Origin of the sequence: Marinimicrobium sp. LS-A18 (genome assembly GCF_000463525.1) — a bacterium.
Taxonomy (GTDB): Bacteria; Pseudomonadota; Gammaproteobacteria; order Pseudomonadales; family Cellvibrionaceae; genus Marinimicrobium; species Marinimicrobium koreense.
In genome coordinates this window covers 506,495-522,221 of the sequence record NZ_AWEP01000005.1, presented here as the reverse complement: position 1 = coordinate 522,221, position 15,727 = coordinate 506,495, and the positions used below count along the sequence as shown (strand labels likewise).

12 protein-coding genes are annotated in these 15,727 nt (G+C 59.9%); 11 read left to right on the top strand and 1 reads right to left on the bottom strand.

Features of this window, described 5'->3' with window-relative positions; translation table 11 throughout:
* Positions 1–25 precede the first annotated feature (25 nt).
* The 8 genes from N645_RS16935 to N645_RS0110115 all read left to right on the top strand — a co-directional run bounded on the left by N645_RS16935 (position 26) and on the right by N645_RS0110115 (position 10,698).
* Entirely contained in the window at positions 26–2,185 is a 2,160-nt protein-coding gene (locus tag N645_RS16935) for an FAD-dependent oxidoreductase (protein WP_036160818.1), read from the top strand.
* A 227-nt stretch (positions 2,186–2,412) separates the two neighbouring features.
* Positions 2,413–3,183: a DUF547 domain-containing protein gene (locus N645_RS17760; RefSeq protein WP_193744966.1), complete on the top strand. Its 771-nt coding sequence runs from the start codon at positions 2,413–2,415 to the stop codon at positions 3,181–3,183.
* A 152-nt stretch (positions 3,184–3,335) separates the two neighbouring features.
* Entirely contained in the window at positions 3,336–5,690 is a 2,355-nt protein-coding gene (locus tag N645_RS0110140) for a TonB-dependent siderophore receptor (protein ID WP_051174406.1), read from the top strand.
* Positions 5,659–6,819 carry an ABC transporter substrate-binding protein gene (locus N645_RS0110135; protein WP_024461397.1) on the top strand — a complete coding sequence of 387 codons (1,161 nt, stop codon included), beginning with the start codon at positions 5,659–5,661 and terminating at the stop codon, positions 6,817–6,819. The genes N645_RS0110140 and N645_RS0110135 overlap by 32 nt, the downstream gene beginning before the upstream one ends.
* The gene (locus tag N645_RS0110130; protein WP_024461396.1) at positions 6,798–8,462 is read left to right on the top strand and encodes an ABC transporter permease; all 1,665 of its coding nucleotides are present in this window, start codon (positions 6,798–6,800) and stop codon (positions 8,460–8,462) included. Before N645_RS0110135 ends, N645_RS0110130 begins: the two co-directional genes overlap by 22 nt.
* 18 nt (positions 8,463–8,480) lie before the next feature.
* Positions 8,481–9,116, top strand: a complete 636-nt coding sequence (locus tag N645_RS0110125; RefSeq protein ID WP_024461395.1) for a CDP-alcohol phosphatidyltransferase family protein — start codon at positions 8,481–8,483, stop codon at positions 9,114–9,116.
* A gap of 104 nt (positions 9,117–9,220) precedes the next feature.
* Entirely contained in the window at positions 9,221–10,246 is a 1,026-nt protein-coding gene (locus N645_RS0110120) for an alpha/beta hydrolase (RefSeq protein ID WP_202960785.1), read from the top strand.
* Positions 10,247–10,431: 185 nt separating this feature from the next.
* Positions 10,432–10,698, top strand: coding sequence for a hypothetical protein (locus N645_RS0110115; RefSeq protein WP_024461393.1), 267 nt, complete (start codon positions 10,432–10,434; stop codon positions 10,696–10,698).
* On the opposite strand, the gene N645_RS17480 is transcribed toward N645_RS0110115, so the two are convergent.
* Positions 10,699–13,125 (bottom strand): glycoside hydrolase family 88 protein, encoded by a 2,427-nt coding sequence (locus tag N645_RS17480; RefSeq protein ID WP_051174448.1) that lies wholly within the window; start codon positions 13,123–13,125, stop codon positions 10,699–10,701.
* Between the two features lie 165 nt (positions 13,126–13,290).
* On the opposite strand from N645_RS17480, the gene N645_RS0110100 reads away from it, so the two are divergent.
* From N645_RS0110100 to N645_RS0110090, 3 genes are read left to right on the top strand one after another with little or no spacing between them, the layout of a single operon-like run.
* Positions 13,291–14,094, top strand: a complete 804-nt coding sequence (locus N645_RS0110100; protein WP_238559231.1) for a 5-oxoprolinase subunit PxpA — start codon at positions 13,291–13,293, stop codon at positions 14,092–14,094.
* A 3-nt stretch (positions 14,095–14,097) separates the two neighbouring features.
* Positions 14,098–14,790, top strand: coding sequence for a 5-oxoprolinase subunit PxpB (gene pxpB, locus N645_RS0110095; RefSeq protein WP_024461391.1), 693 nt, complete (start codon positions 14,098–14,100; stop codon positions 14,788–14,790).
* Entirely contained in the window at positions 14,783–15,721 is a 939-nt protein-coding gene (locus tag N645_RS0110090) for a biotin-dependent carboxyltransferase family protein (RefSeq protein WP_024461390.1), read from the top strand. The genes pxpB and N645_RS0110090 overlap by 8 nt, the downstream gene beginning before the upstream one ends.
* The last annotated feature ends 6 nt before the right edge of the window (positions 15,722–15,727 follow it).

Here is a 15,727-nt window from a genome sequence, read left to right as displayed (position 1 = left end):
TCCCGTTATTATTGAAGGACAGAACATGAAGCGTTTGACGGTCATCGCCATTGTGATCGCCCTGGTTGTGGCATTTTTCGGATTCGATCTGAATGACTATTTGACCCTGGCGCAACTCAAAAGCAGCCAGGCCACGTTTGATCAGTGGTTGAGGGAATTCCCGGTTCTGGTGCCCGCCGTCTATTTTGTGGTTTATGTGCTTGTTACCGCCTTGTCGTTGCCCGGCGCGGCGATCATGACCCTGGCCGGTGGTGCGCTGTTCGGGTTGTGGCAGGGGCTTTTGTTGGTCTCGTTTGCCTCGAGCACCGGGGCAACCCTGGCGTTTCTGGTGGCCCGGTTTGTGTTGCGTGAATCGGTGCAGAACCGCTTCGGCGAGCGCCTGAAGGCCATCAATCGCGGTATTGAAAGGGACGGTGCTTTCTACCTATTCACGTTGCGTCTGGTCCCGCTGTTTCCCTTTTTCGTCATCAACCTGGTGATGGGGGTGACGCGGCTGAAAACCTGGACCTTTTACTGGGTCAGTCAACTGGGCATGCTTGGCGGTACCGCCGTCTATGTCAATGCCGGCACCCAGTTGGCGGAGATCGACAGTGTGGGCGGTATTTTCTCGCCGGAACTCATTCTGTCGTTTGCGCTGCTCGGGGTATTCCCCTGGATTGCCAAGGCGATCGTGCGCGTGGTTCAGCGGCGCCGGGCCTACAAAGGTTGGACCAGACCCAAACGGTTTGATCGCAATCTCGTGGTGATCGGCGGAGGTGCGGGCGGCTTGGTGTCTGCCTACATCGGCGCGACGGTCAAAGCCAAAGTCACGTTGGTGGAGGCCCATAAAATGGGGGGTGACTGCCTGAACTATGGCTGTGTGCCCAGCAAAGCGCTGATCAAAAGTGCCAAGGTCGCCCACCAGATGCGACATGCGGACCATTATGGTCTGAACGCTCAACAGCCGACCTTTAGCTTTCGCGCCGTGATGGAGCGAATTCACAAGGTGATCAAGGAAGTCGAGCCCCATGATAGTGTCGAACGCTACACCGGTCTGGGGGTCGATGTGGTGCAGGGCTACGCCACGATTGTGGACCCCTGGACCGTCGACATCGCTCTGAACAACGGCGGTACCCGGCGCCTCACCACCCGCAGTATTGTCATTGCGGCCGGTGCCGAACCTCTGGTGCCGGATCTGCCTGGACTGGACGATGTTGGCTATGTCACCAGCGATACGCTGTGGGATACCTTTGCGAAATTGGACGAGCCGCCCAAGCGCCTGATCGTGCTCGGTGGTGGTCCCATTGGCTCAGAGCTGTCTCATGCCTTCGCCCGTCTTGGGTCCAAGGTGAGTCAGGTCGAACGAGGTGAGCGCATTCTCGCCAAAGAAGACATTGAGGTGTCGGAGATCGCCCGTGAGGCAATGACGGCCGATGGGGTTGAGGTGCTGACCCGACACGAGGCCTTGCGTTGCGAGCGCGACGGTGATGAAAAAGTGCTGGTGGTCAAACACGAAGGCGAAGAAAAACGGCTCCCCTTTGACCAACTGCTGGTCGCAGTGGGCCGCAAGGCACGGCTGACCGGTTACGGACTGGAAGATCTGGGTATCCGCACTGAACGGACTGTCTTGACCAACGAATACCTGGAAACGTTGTACCCGAACATCTACGCCGCCGGCGATGTAGCGGGGCCCTATCAGTTTACCCACACCGCCGCGCACATGGCCTGGTACGCTGCGGTGAATGCGCTGTTCGGGCAGTTCAAACGCTTCAAGGTTGACTATTCCGTCATCCCCTGGACCACCTTCATGGATCCGGAGATTGCCCGCGTGGGCATCAGCGAAGCGGAGGCCAAAGAGCAGGAGATCGACTACGAAGTCACCCGCTTCGAACTGGCTGAGCTCGACCGAGCCATTGCCGACAGCACTACCACTGGCTTCATCAAAGTCCTCACCCCGAAAGGTAAGGATAAAATACTGGGCGTGGTCATTGTCGGTACCGAAGCGAGCAACCTGATGGCCGAATTTATTCTTGCCATGCGCCACGGTCTGGGCCTGAACAAAATTCTCGGCACCATCCATGTTTATCCGACGCTGGCCGAGGCCAACAAGTATGCGGCCGGCGAGTGGAAAAAAGCCCACAAGCCGGAAGCGGTGCTCCAGTGGTTGGATAAATACCATAACTGGAGGCGGGGAGGGGACAGATGATAGCGTCACGTGTATTTACGGCAGGTGCGCCTTCGGCTCCGAAGCGTCGGACCGACCCGCCCTACGCAGAGACAAGGCACATGGCGGCGCGTGTGGCAACGGCGGATGCGGGCTTCGCCCTTATCCGCCCTACGGATAGCTCTGAGGGTCGCGTAGGGCGGATAAGGGCGAAGCCCGCATCCGCCGTAACCCACGGTAATTTACCGCTATTGGTCGCGATTGTATTCTTGGTACTTGCGACTTTCGCCAACGTCTCTTTGGCTGAAACGTTCGACCACCAACACAAAACCTACGCTCAGGTGCTCGAAAACCACGTCCAATGGAGTGAAAACGGCACTAGATCGACCGTGGATTACGCGACGCTAAAAGCCTACCCGAATAACCTCAATCAATACCTGGAACAACTCTCCGGCGTCGAAAAGTCCCAGCTCAAAACGTGGAGCCGCGACCAGCAACTCGCGTTCCTGATCAATGCCTACAACGCCTTTACCCTGAAGCTCATTATTGACCATTACCCGGTCGACTCCATTCGGGATATCGGTACATTCTGGCAGAATCCCTGGAAGATGCGCTTTTTCACCCTGCTCGGGGAGGAGATGCATCTCGATCAGGTAGAGCATGAGATCATCCGGGAGCCCGGTGTCTACAACGAGCCGCGTATCCACTTCGCCGTCAATTGCGCTTCCATTGGTTGCCCGGCACTGCGTACCGAACCGTTTACCGCCAAGCAGCTCGAGCAACAACTGGAAGACAGTACCGAGCGCTTTTTGCAAGACGAAACCCGTAATCGCTATCGGGATGGCCGGTTGGAGGTGTCCTCCATTTTCAAATGGTACCGGGAAGATTTTGAGCGCGGTTGGCAGGGTATCGACAGCCTGGATGCGTTCTTTTTGCGTTATGCCGATAGCCTCGGGTTGAGTGAAGCCGAAAGAGAGGAGCTCCGCGAAGGGGCGGTGGAGTATCGCTTTCTCGATTATGATTGGACGCTGAATGAGTGAACGTTTTCGGGCGTGGCAGCGGCGGATGCGGGCTTCGCCGTTACCCAACGTAATACCCCGCGCCACCGTCTCGCGTAGGGGCCGAGCGCAGCGGTATAAATTCGCATCCGCCGTAAAACAACGATGAATTTATTAAATGGAGTAAAGCATTAATGAAAAATCGGTTTACCATCCGATCACCGCACTCGACGGCGCTACGCACGATGTGCGCCAGCGCCGCTCTAATGGCCGCGCTACCCGCTCACGCCCAAACCAGTAGCATTCAGGATGTCCTCGTGGTGGGCGAAGCCCTCAGCGGTATGGGCAATGTGCGCAGTGACGAAGTCGACGGGCCTTTTGGTCTGGGGCAGACCATCGCCGACATCGGTCGCTCCATCACCCCGGTGACCGAGGATCTGCTGAACGAAGCGGCCATCGACAACCTGCAGGAACTGCAGCGGGTCGCCCCCAACACCTTCCAGGCCAAAGGTTTCGGTGCGCCGAGTCTGCCGACGCTGCGCGGTCAGTTGGGTGAGGTTTTCTCGGCCGGTATGCGCCGCCAGGTGGGCAACAACGGTCTGGGGATTCCATTGTCGTTCAACTCCGTGGGACAGATTGATATCGTGCGCGGTACCCCCTCGGTGATTCTCGGTACCACTCAGCGCACCGGCGGGTTTGTGAATATCACGCCCAAGCGCCCGGACCTGAGTGAGCCGGAGGGCCGCCTCAGCCTGACCGGCGGCGAGTGGGACCAGTACGGTGCGCAGTTGGATTATTCCTGGGTGATCGATCCGGAGCGTCAGGGGGCCCGGATCAGCCTGGAGCATAAAGACGAAGGCAGTTTCTACGACTATGCCGGGCTCGACAGCACCAACCTGTTTGCCGCCTACCGTATCTTGCCCAGCGATCATTTTGAGTGGAATGTGTCGCTGGAATACTACGATGTGGAGTGGACCGATAATGCGGGTATCAATCGCCCGACCCAGGATCTGATTGATCACGGTCTTTACGTACAGGGGCAGGGTGTTCAGCCCAATGGCTCCAGGGTGCCGGGCGCCTTTGCGGTCGTCAGTCCGACTGGCGAGGTAAAGATCCCCCGCAACCGGGTACATACCCACCCGGACGACATCAACGGGGCGGAAACCCTGTTGCTGCATTCGGTGTTCAATGTTGAGCTGGCGGACTCCATTCGCCTGGTCAACCGTTCCTACTACGAACATCTGGAGCGCGAGGAAATCGCCCAGAACAGTTTTGTGGAAATTGTCGACGGGGCCGATACGCTGGAAAACCGCACCGAGCTGCACATCCACAACACCACGGTGGGCGCCAACCTGCGTTACAACGACGTGCTCGGCTACAGCCAGTTCACCACCGAGGCCGATCTGCCCACAGACTTGACCGGTCCGCTCAGCAATCGGGAAATCCCGCTGACCGACGTACAGAAGGCGCGTCTGGTTGAATTGCGCCCGGGCCTGTTCGTTTCTCCTGGAGCCCAGTACGACATTGACGGCGACGGTGTGGGGGATTTCAATCTGTCGGACACGACAGATTCCTCCAGTGTGCAGGGCGGATTGTTCGTTCAACACAAGCAACCGCTGACCGAGCGTCTGCGGTTGACGCTGGGCGCACGGGGCGACTGGTACGATGTTACCGCTCGGGATCCCATCGCACCTGAAGGCGTCGAGGCGGCGCGGGACAACCACAACGACTTCCTGAAAGCGGGTGAAGCGACGTTGCATTATCGCCCTGGTGAATCGGTAACCCTATACGCCACCAGCAGCTACAGCGAATCCACCTCCAACAGCATGGCCGGTGGCAATGTGCTTGGGGGGAACAACCAGATCGACCCGCTCAACTTCGCCACCGAGAATACCTTGCATGAAATTGGCCTGAAATACGCGCCCGCCGGTTCGCCCTGGTACGCTGATGCGGCGGTTTTCGATCAGACCCGCAGCCTGCGCAACCGCGATGGCAGTAACAGTGGGGTGGCCACCCGAGGACTGGAGGCGCAACTGTTTTATCGCGGGGAGCGTGCCTGGGTGAGCGTGGGCGCCAACTGGCTGGATGCCGAGTTCGATAATTCCGCTGCGTTTCAGGCCGCGGAACAAGTGGCGGATGCCTTCGATGACTCCCGCCCGGATATCATTCAGGGCACCGGTGTTGGTGCGCCGAACTTCGCTGCCTTCCCCGCGTCCAACCAGCGTCTGCACGGCCTGCCGGACTGGAGCCTGTCCGCGGCGGGAGGGTACCTCTTTGCCGAGGGTTGGTCAGTGGGTGGCTCCGCCGTGCTGACCAGCGATTATCCGCTGGACTACCTAAAGACGGTCACCATTCCCGAGCAGTTCACCCTGAGTGCCAACTTGGCCTATGAGTTCAATCAGGGCGCCAGTCGCATCCGCCTGGATGTATTCAACCTCACCGACGAGGAAAACTGGACACCGGTGTTTGAAGGCGGGTATTTTGGTTCCTCTTTGGTCTTTCCGGAATTGCTACGGCATGTTCAATTGCAGTTTACCCAGCGCTTTTAAGCGCGCCCTGACCGCGCTGCTTCTGATGAGCAGCGCGGTCATGGTTGAGGCCGAACAAACCGTCGAGGACTGGTCCGATGTGGTGCAGGAGGCGCGCGGCAGTACCGTGTTCTTTTACGCCTGGGGTGGCTCAAGCTCGGTCAATCAGTATCTGCGCTGGGCCGGCAGGCACCTGAACCGGCAGTACGGCATCAACCTGCGCCACGTCAAGGTCAGTGACATTGCCGAGGCTGTGCATCGCTTGCGCAGTGACCAGGCCGCGGGTCGGGAGCAGGGCGGTGCCATTGATCTGCTGTGGATCAACGGCGAAAATTTTCACGCACTGAAAGAGAGTAAGCTGCTGGAGCCGGAGCTGCTGAGCGCGATTCCCAATCACGTTCATCTGCTCACGGACGAGTTGCCGTTGTTGACGGACTTTGGGGTGCCGGTGGACGGCTTCGAAGTGCCCTGGGGCATGGGTCAGTTCAATATCATCGCCCGCGACGGCAGCTTTGCGGAACCAGCCATCACCCCGGAGCAGCTTCTGGCCTATGCCGAACAGAACCCCGGCCGGCTCAGCTATCCCAAACCACCGGATTTTATCGGCACCACGCTGCTGAAGTCTCTGTTGCAGGCGTTGACGGACAACGACGAGCGGCTTTACCGCGAACCCAATCGTCGTGCCGAGCAGGCGCTGTTGCCGGTGCTGTGGAATTACCTGGACCAATTGCATCCGTTGCTTTGGAAGCAAGGTCAGGCGTTTCCCAAAGACTCGGCGCAACAACTGCAGTGGTTGGCCGATGGGCAGCTGCATGCGGCGTTCAGCTTCAACCCTCAGGAAATGGACAGCAAAGTCGGCAATGGCCGGTTGCCGGAGACGGTAACCCAGCACTATTTTGCCCAGGGCGCAATCACCAACAGCCATTACCTGGCGGTGCCGGACAACGCCTCCCATAAGGCGGCGGCGAAAGTGGTGATCAACTTTCTGATTTCTCGCAGTGCCCAGGCGCGCAAGGCGGACCCGCGTTATTGGGGCGATCCGGCGGTGGTCAGGCTGGATGAGGCGGAGGCGCTGTTGCCCACCGCTGAGGAGCTGCACGCCGGCTGGCAGGAACGGCTGGAGGCACATTGGCTCGCGCGCTACCAGTAAGCCCGATCCTGAGCACGACGGCCGGGCTGTGTCTGGCTTTACTGCTGGGCCTTCCCCTGACGGTCGCGGTATGGCCCTACGTCGGTCAACTGTCCGGGCTCAGTGCCGACGCGGTCAGTGAGTTTGTGCGGGCGCCGGGGCTGATGGTGGCCATCGGCTATTCACTGGTGTTGGCGACTCTGGCGCCTTTGCTGGCCTGCTATGTGGCACTGGCCTTCAGCGCGCGGCCATCACCGCGCCTGCTCGGCTGGCTCGCCCCGTTGCTCTCCATTCCCCATCTGGCCTTTGCGGTGGGGGTGCTGTTTTTATTCAGTCCCACCGGCTGGTTGGTGCGTGGCTGGCACAGTCTGTTTGGCGGTTTTGAGTCACCGCCGGCGTCGGCCCTGTTGGCGGATCGGTCCCTGTTTACTCTGTTCTGGGTGCTGCTGCTGAAGGAAATCCCCTTTCTGCTCCTGATGATCCAGAGTGCCCTGACCCAGATCCCGGCGGAGCGCTACCTGCAGGCGGGACAGACTCTGGGCCACTCCCGGCTAGCCAGTTGGTGGCAACTGGTGGTGCCCGAACTGCTGACTAGGCTACGCCTGCCCATGGCGGCGGTGGTCATCTACACCCTGTCGGTGGTGGATGTGCCCCTGTTGATCGGCCCCAATCTGCCGGGCGTATGGGCTCAGCAGGTGTTTCAGTGGCAGCAGGACTTTTCGGCTCAGGCGGCTCACTCGGCACTGCTGGGCAGCCTGGTGCTGAGTGTATTGGCAGTTCTTCTACTGTGGCTGAACCGGCAGCACGAACGTCTTTATGCCGGGTTGGTGCGCGGGTGCCGGCGGGCGAATGTCACTGTGTTGCCCTGGCTCAGCGGTCTGGGCTCGTTGATGCACTCCATCCCGCGCCTGTGGTTGCCTTTGATGGCGATGCTTTCCATAGGTGTCATGGCGGCACTGGTGGTCTGGTCGCTGGCGCAAAGCTGGTTCTATCCGGATCTTTTGCCCGGCACGTTCAGCCTCTCCACCTGGCAAAGCGAATGGCCGTTTCTGGCGCCGCTGCTCTGGCAGACGGCGGGGCTTGCGCTGGTCAGCGCCAGTGTCGGGTTGGTCGGGGCGCTGGTGTGCCTGGAATGGCAGGCCCGGCGCGAGCGCTTCTGGCCCCAGTGGGTATTGCTGCTGGGACTGCTGGTACCGCAACTGCCGCTGGTGATGGGGTGGCAGTTCGGCCTGAGCGCGCTGCGTCTCGATCCGCACGGGTATTGGGTGCTCTGGGCCCACTGTGTGTTCACCTTTCCCTATGCCTACCTGATGCTTTCCGGTGATTACCGCCGGTTCAATCGACGCTGGCTGCTGGTGGGCCAGAGCCTTGGCTACTCAGCGCCGGCGTGCTGGTTTCGGATCCTGTTGCCGATTCTGAAGCAGCCGATACTCTATGCTTGGGTGATCGCCTTTTCGGTCAGTGTCGCCCAGTACCTGCCCACCCAACTGTTGGGGGCCGGCCGGGTGGTGACCGTCACCACCGAAGCGGTCAATATTGGCAGCGGTGGGGACCGCCGTCTGCTGGGCCTGTATACGTTCTGGCAACTCGTGTTGCCCCTGATATTGTTACTATCCGCCGCCCTGTTGAACCGACGGGCGCGCTATCGCTTCGCGCCGCGTTAACCTTCCCGGAGTCGCTCAATGCTCGATACCCGTCTGATTCCTCTGACCCGTCCGCCGCTGCGCTGGCTTGCCGCACGACTGGACCGCCTGGGCATCACCGCCGACCAGGTGACCGTCGGTGGTTTCGCCATCGGAATGTTGAGTATTCCGCTGCTCGCGCTGGAATGGTATGCCGCCGCACTGGTGGTGATTTTGCTCAACCGCCTGAGCGATGGGCTCGATGGCGCCCTGGCCCGAATTCAGGGGCTGAGCGATTCCGGCGGGTTTCTGGATATCGTGCTGGATTTCATTTTCTACAATGCCGTTCCCTTCGGTTTTCTGCTCGCCAACCCGGAGCAGAACGCGTTCTGCTCCGCGCTGCTGATGCTCTCTTTCGTCGGCACCGGTACCACCTTTCTCGCCTTCGCGATTATGGCCAACAAATACCAACTCGACAGCCCGGACTACCCGCAGAAATCCCTCTACTACATGGGCGGTTTGGCCGAGGGCACCGAGACCATCGTGGCGCTGGTGCTGTTCTGTCTGTTCCCGCAATACTTCCCCTGGCTGGCGGGCCTCTTCGCTGTGATGTGCTGGATCACCACCGCCGCACGGATACGGGCGGGTTTTACCACCTTGAAAGCCCTGTCGCCGAGAGTTCGAACCGTTAATTAGTTGGGGCTGAGCTTTTGCCGGAATACTGTTAAAGTGCATCCGACCATTAAGGTCGATGATCCACAATAACGTCATTCCTGGCAAAGGTATTGGATATGAGATTCGTGACAAAGATACTCGGCGCTGTGTGTATCGCACTCGCCGTGTCGGCATGTTCCAGCGTACCCGTGGAGCACGAAATCAACCATCATCGCGACATCGTCTGGGCCAGCCCGGAAGGGTTTGATCTGACCCTGGATATTGCGGTGCCGCAAACCGACACTCAGGCCCGGCCCGTTCTGGTGATCATTCACGGTGGCGGTTGGCTGGTGAACGACCAGTCCATCATGACGGACCTGGCGGACACCATCGCCCGACGTGCCGACCTGGTGACGGTGAACATCAACTACCGTCTGCTGGGGGATCTGGATAACACCACTACCATGGATGAAATCGTGGAGGATGCCATGGGCGCGGTGCTCTGGGTGAAAGACAACATCCAGCGCTACGGTGGCGACCCGGACCGAATTGCCGTGACCGGCGATAGCGCGGGCGGGCATCTGTCGGCCATGGTGACGCTGGCGGGGCGCACGCTGAGCAATGACGGCTTTGATTCCAAACCGCTGGGTTTCACCCCGACCTACTTGCCTGAGGGAATGACCGCCGAGGCCGTGGCCCGCGAGGATGGATTGCGGGTGCAGGCTGCCATTCTGAGCTATGCGGCGTTCAGCCTGTACGAATCGGCCAAAGGTGGTTTCGAGCAGGACAGCAATCCGTTCTGGGCCTGGGGCGGTGCCGAGGCGCGCGGCATGTTTGGTGACGGTATCAATGTCGAGGACCATCCTGAGTACTATCAGGCGGTATCACCGGACCAGTACCTGGTCAGTGCCGAGGAGTACCCCTTGCCGCCCCAGTTTGTTCACGTCGGGTCGGAAGACCAGCTGACGACGCCGGCCAGTGCGCGCGCTTATGTGGATGCGCTGAAGGCCTTGGGCCAGCCCGCCACCCTGAAGATTTACGAAGGCAGGGGTCACGGATTTCTGGACAGTGGTTGCAACGACTACACCCAGGGCTGCTTTGAGGAACTCTCGGAACCGACGGTCAGCGATATGATTGCGTTCCTGAACGGAGTCTTTGAGCTGGATGATTGATGCCCATACTGGGACGAGGACATCTGCGCGTCCTCGGTACTGAGCAATTGCGGGGCGGTGTTGCCATCCTCTGGGTAAAGCGCGCCGCCCAACGTGTGCGCTGAGGAATAATTTGGATTGACCGGGCTGGCGGTGGTAATAGCGGAGACTATGGCTCTATAATCGTGAATCTTTGCGGGGGGTCTATGAAAAAGCTGTTTTCGCCGATTCTCAATCACTTCGAAAAGGGCGAAGCGCGCTATGCTTACAAGCCCTTGCACCGCACCATTTTGATTGTGGTGGCGGTTCTGTTCCTGGTCATAGCGTCGGGCTCCCTGTTTGCGGCCGTCAAGTTTTCTGTGTTGGGCGGCCTGATCCCTGCCGTGGTTTTTCTGTCGGGCAGTATTGTCTGTGCGGTGGTGGGCCTTCTCGGAAGCGACAAGGCCGTGGCCAACATGTGGAAAACCCGCTGATCAGTAAACGATCCCCACGGTATCCAGGTAATAATCGGTGTAGGTAGTGTATTGCCCGCGCTGCCAGGCTATGACGCTATGGGATTCCTGCGGAATGATCATGGGGCGGATGTTGTGGCGCGCCGGGTCATCGGTCACCTGTTCCCACTGAATGTCAGCGGTTTGCTGGCCCTCGCCAATATGCGCGCGAAAAATCTGATGTTTGCCGCCCAATGCTTCCCCGGTTTTTGGGTGAACATCCGTCGAAATCACCAAGTGGTTCGGGTCTGACGGGTCGAGCGTGATCAGTCCGGTATAGCTCGCTTCGCGCTCGTACAGTCGGCTGCCGGCGTGGGCCACTTCGCGATCGATCCACTGCGCTCCATCCCAGGACGCCAGGCGGTAGCGCTGGTCGTCATTGCTCAGGTAGAGCGAGTAGCCGATATGGGGATGACCCTGCTCGTCCAGTACGATCGAGCTGGTCCAGGCGCTGTTGTGAGCACTGAGTTCGTGGCCCCGGAAACCGCCACCGCCGCCCTGGAAAATCCGTTCGGCCTCTGATGGCTTCAGCGGCCCATCCTTCTTCAGGTTTTTGATGAAGCTACCATCAGCCTTGTAGAAACTGCCATTCCGGAATTCGGCGTAGTAAATACTGGTGCCGTGCACTCGTGGATGAGCGTCGGTAAAGGAAACGGCGATGGTGTCCTGTCCGTTGCTGGCGTAGCGGGGGTAGGGTCGGTTGCGCCCTTCCACCTCACTTTTGATGAAGTGAACGGGGTCGCCCCAACTGGCGCCTTCATCATTGGAGGTGACGAAGGTGGGGTTCCATTCAATGCCCCGGTAGAAGTTGTACAGAGTGTCTTCGGCGGCCAGAGCGTACAGGTTCATATAGGTAACCGGCTCGCCGCTCTCCAGCGTGTGCTCTTCGCCCCAGCTCAGGTAGTCGTCGCTATCGGAGAAGCGGTAATAGTGCTTGTTCTCGGTGCTGTGACGGGCGTACACCGCCAGCAGGCTGTCGTCCGGGCGGGCAAAAAACGCCGGGGTATTGTGATCGTCATGGTCAAAGTGCTTGTGCAGGCTGGTTCTGCCCAGAATGACCCGATTTTCCAGGTCGTATACCCCCACCGCCGCATCGCCAATGCCGTTGCCGGCCACACCGCCGATGATCAACTGCCCGTCGTGAATGATGGCGCGCGGGTCCTGAAACCAGCACCAGCCGCTGTTGTGCATGAAGGTCTGAACGGTGGGCTTGGCGGCTTGATCGTTGGCCGTTTCCTGTGACTCAAGCAGCTTGTAGACTTCCGAGCCTGCGGCCAGAAAGGCACCGACGCCATAGACTTCGGTGTAATCTGGGAAGGACTCCCCCGGTGCGGCGCCGACCGGTTGCACATGCCCCAACAGGCCTTCATCGGTCACCGCATCGGCCAGCGCCTGCCAGGCGTTCAGTACCACTGGTTCATAGGTGTCTCGATCCAGAATGCCCTCGTTGATGCCCCAGGCCAGGCCAAAGGTGAAAAACGCCGTGCCACTGGTTTCCTTGATCGGATACTGCGCGGGGTCGCCGAGCAGCCCCATGGACCAGGTACCATCGTCTCGCTGGACGGAGCGGATCTTGCGAGCCATTTTTTTATAGAGTTCGAGATAGAAATCCCGGTGCTCCCAGTCTCTAGGCAGATCGGGAATCATCAGCGCCAGGCCGGCGAATACCCAGCCATTGCCTCTGGACCAGTAAATGTTTTCGCCGTTTTTCTCGCGCTGATCGAAGAAACTGGAGTCCCGAAAGAACAGCTGATCCTCTTCACTCCAGAGCAGGTCATAGGTGGCGAGGTATTCCTGGTGCATGAAATCCAGGTACTTTTCCTCTCCAGTGACTTTCGCCAGCCGGGCCCACACCGGGGGCGCCATAAACAGAGCATCACACCAGCCCCAGCGCTCGTGTGCGTGGGTGTTTTCGGCATTCCAGTCCAGGGTACCGGTTTTCGGGTTTTCCAGTATCCAGTCAAACTGGGACCGCACCGGGTTCAGCATGGCCGGGTCATTGAAGTCTTCGTACAGGGCGAGGTAGAACTGGCCCACCACGTGGTCATCGGCATGGTAGGGGCGCCGGTGCAGGGCCCAGTCGTTGCGCTCGCCGATCATCTTCAACCATTCGGTATACTTGGGATCGTCGGCGATTTTGCGCCACTGGTTCATGCCCGCGTAGAGCGCGCCGTTGTGCCACTCCAGGTCGTGGTATTGCTCCCGGTTGGCCCAGTCCGGTGGGTCCTGAGGCAGGGCGCGGTACTTGCCCTGCTCCTCGAAATGCTCGATCTGCCAGTCGGCCACTTTTTGGGTCAGGTTTTTGACCGATTCGGATGTGAGCTCCGGGGAGCGGGGTTCCGCCGTATGCTGACAGCCAGCGGCCAGCAGTAATGTGCATAGCGATAGGGCGCGCGCAAGGAATCTCATGCGGTTGTTCTCCATTCTCTCGTTTTATTGTTTATGCCGTTTTTACGCAGCAAGAATGCTAGCACTTATTGTAGGACAATTCGATATACGTGGTGGCGGTAGGAGCCCCCGGCGCTCCTCTCCCCAACACGCCCTCGAACCGATTCCGGTCATTAGGGTAAACTCGTGCAACTACTGATGTTTGGAGAGGCCTTTATGACATTCGGCCAGCCGCTCAACCGGCTACTGCTCAACGGCGATATGGGCGAAAGCTTTGGCCCCTGGACCATGGGACGGGATGAAGACGTCATGCCACTCGTGGACCTGGCCAATATCGCCTGCGGTTTTCACGCCTCGGATCCGGTCACCATGACCCGCACAGTGCTGTTGGCCAAGCAGGCCGGGGTGAGCATTGGCGCGCACCCGAGTTACCCCGATCTCCAGGGCTTTGGGCGGCGCAGTATGCAGTGCAACCCCTTGGAGATTGTGGCCCTGGTGCACTATCAGATCGGCGCGCTTGCCGGTATTGCCAAAGTGCACGGAATGGCGCTCTCCCATGTCAAACCCCACGGCGCCCTGTACAACGATATGATGCACCATGAGTCGGTACTGCGTGCGGTATTGGAAGCGGTGGCGACCTACGATGCTTCCTTACCATTGATGGTATTGGCCACGGCTGATAACGAAGCGGTGGGGAAGGTGGCCGATGAATTCGGGGTGCGGCTGTGGTTTGAGGCGTTTGCGGACCGGGCCTACGATGAACGGGGATTTTTGGTGCCTCGGTCCGTGCCGGGCGCCGTACACAAAAATCCGGAAACGATTGTGGCACAGGCGATCAGCCTGGCCACCAGTGGTCAGGTGCAGACGCTGGAGGGCAAAACGCTGACGCTCGATGCCACCACACTGTGTGTGCATGGCGATAATGACGAATCGGTGCAGTCGGTGCGGCGTATCCGTGACGCCCTGGATGGCTGGTATCAGGGGGGCTGACCCTTGTCGGACTGGACGTTAGAGCCCGCCGGAGCCGACTGCCTCCTGCTGCGTTTTGGTGGTCGCATTGACCCCGCTCTGGTACCGCAGATTCGCGCGGCTACGGATTGTCTGGCCAGTCGACTGACTGGCCGCGTGCGGGATCTGGTGCCTTCCTACACCACCTTGCTGGTCGGTTTTGATCCGCGCTACGAATCCTTTGATAGCCTATCTCCCGCCATTGAATCGTTACTGAGCAGGCTGCCCGCGGGGTCCTCCAGCGCGGGGCGTCTGGTGCAGATTCCGGTGTACTACCACCCCTCGGTGGGGCCGGATCTGGAGCGAGTGGCCGCCCACCATCAAATTACGATCGACGAAGTCGTTCGCCGGCATATCGCCCGGGAATACAGGGTGTATACCATCGGCTTTGCGCCGGGCTTCGCCTATCTGGGGGAGGTGGCGGACGATTTGGCCACGCCGCGGCTGGACAGCCCCCGGCCGAGCGTGCCGGTCGGTTCCGTGGCGCTGGCGGACCGGCAGACGGCGGTGTACCCGGTCAGCACTCCGGGCGGCTGGAATCTTCTGGGGCGCACGGCGCTCACCCTGTTCGACCCGGACCGGGACACCTTGTGCCCGGTCGCGCCGGGGGACCGGGTGCACTTTGTGTCCATCAGCCGGGACGAGTTTCTCGCGCAGGGAGGACGACTGGATGACTGATTGTCCTACCCCCGGACTGACCGTGATCAAGCCCGGGATGTTGACGCTGCTGCAGGACCTGGGGCGGTTTGGCTATCAGCGCCTGGGGCTGACCCCCGGAGGGGCCGCGGATGAGCAGGCGTTTCTCTGGGCCAACAAGCTCCTGGATAATTCACCCAACAGTGCCGCCCTGGAAATTACATTGGGCGGGCTGGAATTAAGAGTAGAGAAAGCCATCCGCATTGCCCTGACCGGTGCTGATCTGCAGGCAAGCTGTAATGGTGTGGCATTGGCCCATTGGCAGACCCATAACGTCAAAGCCGGCGATCGGCTGCAGTTCGGCTTTCCCCGCAGTGGTGTGCGGGCCTACCTGGCGGTGGCCGGTGGGATTGTGGTTGCGCCCGCGTTCGGATCGGTGGCGACCGTTGTGCGCGAGCAGGTGGGTGGGCTCGACGGCCGGGGGCGCCCGTTGCAGGAGGGTGACTGTTTGCCCTGTGCCGCCAGTGAGCACGGAATGTTGCGCCGAGTGCCGCCGCGTTTTATTCCCGACTACACCGAACCGTTGACCCTGCGGGTGCTGGAAGGCCAGCAGCGGGCCCTGTTTGACGACGCGCAGATGAACCGGTTTTACGCCAGCGAATATCGGGTATCCACCCAAAGCGATCGTATGGGCGTTCGCCTGAATGGGCCGGGGCTGCATCCGACCGAAGGAGGGATTGTCTCAGAAGGCATTCCCTTCGGCGCCATTCAGGTCCCTCCCAGTGGTCAGCCCATCGTTTTGCTCAAAGACCGTCAGACCATCGGTGGCTATCCCAAACTGGGTACGGTTCACCCGCTGGATGCCTTTGCACTGGCCCAGCGCCAGCCGGGTCAGTTGATCCGGTTTACGCCAGGGTCAACCCATGAGGTCAATGACTACCGGGAATTTCTGCGGTTTATGCACGAGCCGTGATTGAGA

Excerpts from the sequence above, each read along its gene's own strand:
- N645_RS0110140 (WP_051174406.1), top strand. The coding sequence starts at position 3,336 with ATGAAAAATCGGTTTACCATCCGATCACCGCACTCGACGGCGCTACGC.
- N645_RS17480 (WP_051174448.1), bottom strand. The coding sequence starts at position 13,125 with ATGAGATTCCTTGCGCGCGCCCTATCGCTATGCACATTACTGCTGGCC.
- N645_RS0110115 (WP_024461393.1), top strand. The coding sequence starts at position 10,432 with ATGAAAAAGCTGTTTTCGCCGATTCTCAATCACTTCGAAAAGGGCGAA.
- N645_RS0110090 (WP_024461390.1), top strand. The coding sequence starts at position 14,783 with ATGACTGATTGTCCTACCCCCGGACTGACCGTGATCAAGCCCGGGATG.
- N645_RS0110125 (WP_024461395.1), top strand. The coding sequence starts at position 8,481 with ATGCTCGATACCCGTCTGATTCCTCTGACCCGTCCGCCGCTGCGCTGG.
- N645_RS0110135 (WP_024461397.1), top strand. The coding sequence starts at position 5,659 with ATGTTCAATTGCAGTTTACCCAGCGCTTTTAAGCGCGCCCTGACCGCG.
- N645_RS16935 (WP_036160818.1), top strand. The coding sequence starts at position 26 with ATGAAGCGTTTGACGGTCATCGCCATTGTGATCGCCCTGGTTGTGGCA.